The sequence below is a fragment of the Natrinema soli genome (assembly GCF_028618695.1).
In genome coordinates this window covers 1-3,574 of sequence record NZ_JAQIVI010000473.1, presented here as the reverse complement: position 1 = coordinate 3,574, position 3,574 = coordinate 1, and the positions used below count along the sequence as shown (strand labels likewise).

The window sequence follows — 3,574 nt, the reverse complement described above, 5'->3', positions numbered from 1 at the left end:
GGTCGGCGTGCTCGCCGTGGGAGTCGCCGCCGTGGTCGTGATCGCCGCTCCCGTCGTCCGAGAGCGCCCGCTGCCAGCCCGCTAACTCGCCCAGTTGTTCGGGGTCGAACAGGTCGACGCCCAGCAGGCGGTCCGGCTCCACTGCACTGAACGCCGTTCGAATCGTCTCGGCCGTCGGCTGGAGTGCGCGGACGAGGGCTTCGGCGTCCGCGAGTTCCGCGTCCGTGCAGAGATCCGTCTTGTTGCACACGACGAGGTTCGCGACCTCGAGCTGTTCGATCAGCAGGTCCGAGAGCGGACGATCGGCGTCGCCGTCGATCCCCCGGCGTTCCGGGACCTCGTCGCCGGCGAAGGTGTCCAGAAAGAGCCGCGTGTCGAGGACGGTCACCAGCGCGTCGAGGCCGTACCTGGCCGCGACTCGCGAGGACGTGGTGAAGAGCCGGGCGACCGGCGCGGGTTCCGAAATGCCGGAGGACTCGACGAGCAAGTGATCGAACTCCCGCTCGCGGGCCAGCCGGACGACAGCCGTCTCGAGGTCGTCCTGCAGTTCACAGCAGATACAGCCGTTCGAGAGTTCGGCGACGCCGCCCTCGACGTCGAGATCCGACCCCTCGGCGACGAGTTCGGCGTCGACGTTGACCGCGCCCATGTCGTTGACCAGCACCGCGAGGTCGCGGTCGGCGGTCCGCAGGAGGTGGTTGAGCAGCGTCGTCTTCCCCGCACCGAGGCCCCCCGAGAGGACGGTGACGGGAATCGTCGGCGATGACATGGGAAGCGATTGTAACTCGAGGCGTAAGAAGTTGTGACTCGAGGCGAGGGAATCGACTTCGCGGCGACGGGGACCAGTCCGCGGGACGCGACATATTTTTGTCTCCGGCACCGACCATGACGGACGATGACACTCGCCGATCGGATCGCGACGTTCCGGGCCACGCTCGAGGAGTGGCTTCGGGGGCTCTACCACGGGATGATCGCCCATCCGGCCTACGAGAAGATCGAGGCCGAGGCCGAGGACCTCGAAGACGCGTTCATGCTGGCGTGTTTCCCCGACGCCTTCGGCATCCCGTCGCCCGTCTCCTACTATACGGCCGAACTCCTCCCCTATCTCGAGGACGAGTACCAGTCCTGGGAGCGGCGGCTGTGGGATCGGGGATCGATTATCGAACGGAAGGGCCATCAGTACCACTTCTGATGACCGAATTCACGTTCTTCGGGGGAAAGGGCGGCGTCGGCAAGACGACCGTCTCGAGCGCGTACGCCCTCGAGTGTGTCGACGCCGGCCTCGAGACGCTCGTGGTCTCGACGGACCCGGCCCACAGCACCGCAGACGTCTTCGATCAGGAGTTCGGCGACGACCCGCGGCCGGTCGAGGGGCACGACGGGCTCTCGGTGATGGAGATCGATCCCGATCGGGAGGTCCAAGAACACCTCTCGGAGCTCAAACAGCAGCTCGGCTCCCAGCTGTCCGCGACGATGGTCAACGAGGTGGACATCCAACTCGAGATGGCCCATCAGACGCCGGGCGCGTACGAGGCCGCCCTCTTCGATCGGTTCGTCGAGGTGATACGCACCGCCGACGACTACGATCGCGTCGTCTTCGACACCTCGCCGACCGGCTCGACGCTTCGCTTGCTCGCGCTCCCGGAACTCCTCGAGCGCTGGATCGACCGGCTGATGGACAAGCGCGAGCGCAGCATCGATCTCTTCGAGAAGGCCGCGATCGGCAACAAGGAACCCCGACGAGTGATGGAGGGCGATCCGATCCTCGCGCGCTTGCAGGAGCGCAAGGAGCGCTTCGAGTTCGCCGGTGAGGTGCTCCGCGAGGACGCGGCCTTCTATCTCGTGTTGAACCCCGACGAGCTCTCGATCCGCGAGACGCGCCGCTCGGTCGAGACGCTCACGGAGGCCGACCTCCCCGTCGAGGGACTCGTGGTCAACCGACTCACGCCCGAGCCCGATCCCGACGAGGAGGGTCGCGGTGCGACCTACCTCCGCGATCGCGTGGCGACCGAACGCGACCGCCTCGAGCGGATCGAGCGCGAGTTCGACGTCCCGATCGCCGCGACGATCGAGACGCGCGTCGAGGAGGTTCGGGGGAGCATTCTCGAGGATGTCGCTGCGGCCCTCGAGATCGGAGTGACGGACGACGATCGCGCTCCGACACTGTGAGGTGCGCGAGCGGACGACGAACCGCTCCGCGGCCGTACTGGCTCACAAATGAGTGCCTTTGTCTAGCACGGTGTCGATTCCGTTATATTCGATTAGCATCAGCGTTTAAATTGTACATTCACGTCAGTGAGGATTCAGAATTGAAAATTCGCCCAGCGTTAGTCCGAAATACAATGAATTATATTTATGGTCCTCCCGTGCAAGCCATCGCTAGGGTGTTGATAACATGGCAGGTGTAATCTGGATCGTCGCACTGGTGCTCGTACTGTTCTCCGTCGCGTACGTAGGGTACGGACGGTACCTACAGCAGTTCGTCGACCTCGACGACAGTCGCGAGACGCCAGCGCACAAGTATCAGGACGGGCAGGAGTACGTTCCGTCAAAGAAGCCGGTACTACTGGGGCATCACTACTCGAGTATCGCGGGCGGCGCGCCCATCGTCGGTCCGATTACGGCCGCACTGGTCTGGGGGTGGGTCCCGGCCGTGCTGTGGGTCGCGATCGGTAATCCGCTGCTGGGTGCGGTTCACGACTTCGTCTCGCTCTCGAGCAGCCTGCGACACGAGGGGAAGTCGATCGGCTACATCATCGGGGAGTACGTCGGGGAGCGCGGGAAGAACATGCTGCTGTGGTTCGCGTTCCTGCTGACGATCCTCGTCGTGGCCGTCTTCGCGCTGGTCATCGGGATCGTGTTCAACGGCTACCCGCAGGCAGCCACCGCGAGCCTGATTTACGTCGGGCTCGCGTTCGTCTTCGGGTTCTGGCTGTACCAGTTGAATCTCCCGTTCTCGGTGGGGACGGTCGTCTTCGTCGCCGGGATCTTCGCCTCGGTGTGGGTGGGAATTCAGTACCCGGTCGCACTGTTCGGCTCGGAGTTCCCGAACGCGCCGGATACGATCGTCCTGTTCGGTGAGACCGCACCTAGCATCGTGCCGGAACTCGGGTTCAACGCGAACGTCGGCGCGTGGGTGCTGGTGATGCTCGTCTACGGGGGGCTCGCCAGCGTCCTGCCGGTGTGGATGTTACTCCAGCCGCGGGACTACCTGTCGTCGTTCCTGCTGTACACGGGCGTCGGAGGTGCGCTGCTGGCCGTCATCGTCGGCACGTTCATCACCTCGACGAGCGAACCGCTCACGTTCCAGATCGACGCCTGGTATGGAGTCCTCGGCAGCGACAACGCGAGCTACGAGCTCATGCCGGTGTTCCCGCTACTGTTCATCACGATCGCCTGCGGGACGATCAGCGGCTTCCACTCGCTGGTTTCCTCAGGGACGACGGCCAAACAGCTCGACAAGGAGACCGACGCCCGCCTGATCGGCTACGGCGGGATGCTCGGCGAGGGGCTGCTGGCCACCGTCGCGCTCTGTACGATCGGCGTCGCCGGGATCGCCGGCGCCGGCGGGATC

The 3,574-nt window shown here is 64.8% G+C and carries 4 protein-coding genes; 3 read left to right on the top strand and 1 reads right to left on the bottom strand.

What is annotated here, in order from left to right; translation table 11 throughout:
* On the bottom strand, nucleotides 1–769 hold a 769-nt coding region (locus PGX04_RS24435), incomplete at its 3' end, for a CobW family GTP-binding protein (protein WP_273740885.1).
* A gap of 126 nt (nucleotides 770–895) precedes the next feature.
* Between PGX04_RS24435 and PGX04_RS24430 the strand changes: the two genes are divergently transcribed.
* From PGX04_RS24430 to PGX04_RS24420, 3 genes are all read left to right on the top strand, one after another.
* A complete protein-coding gene (locus tag PGX04_RS24430; protein WP_273740884.1) occupies nucleotides 896–1,192 on the top strand; it encodes a DUF7990 family protein in 297 nt (98 codons plus the stop codon).
* The gene (locus PGX04_RS24425; RefSeq protein ID WP_273740883.1) at nucleotides 1,192–2,169 is read left to right on the top strand and encodes an ArsA family ATPase; all 978 of its coding nucleotides are present in this window, start codon (nucleotides 1,192–1,194) and stop codon (nucleotides 2,167–2,169) included. The genes PGX04_RS24430 and PGX04_RS24425 overlap by 1 nt, the downstream gene beginning before the upstream one ends.
* 226 nt (nucleotides 2,170–2,395) lie before the next feature.
* Nucleotides 2,396–3,574, top strand: a 1,179-nt coding sequence (locus PGX04_RS24420; protein WP_273740882.1) for a carbon starvation CstA family protein, incomplete at its 3' end; no start/stop codon positions are given.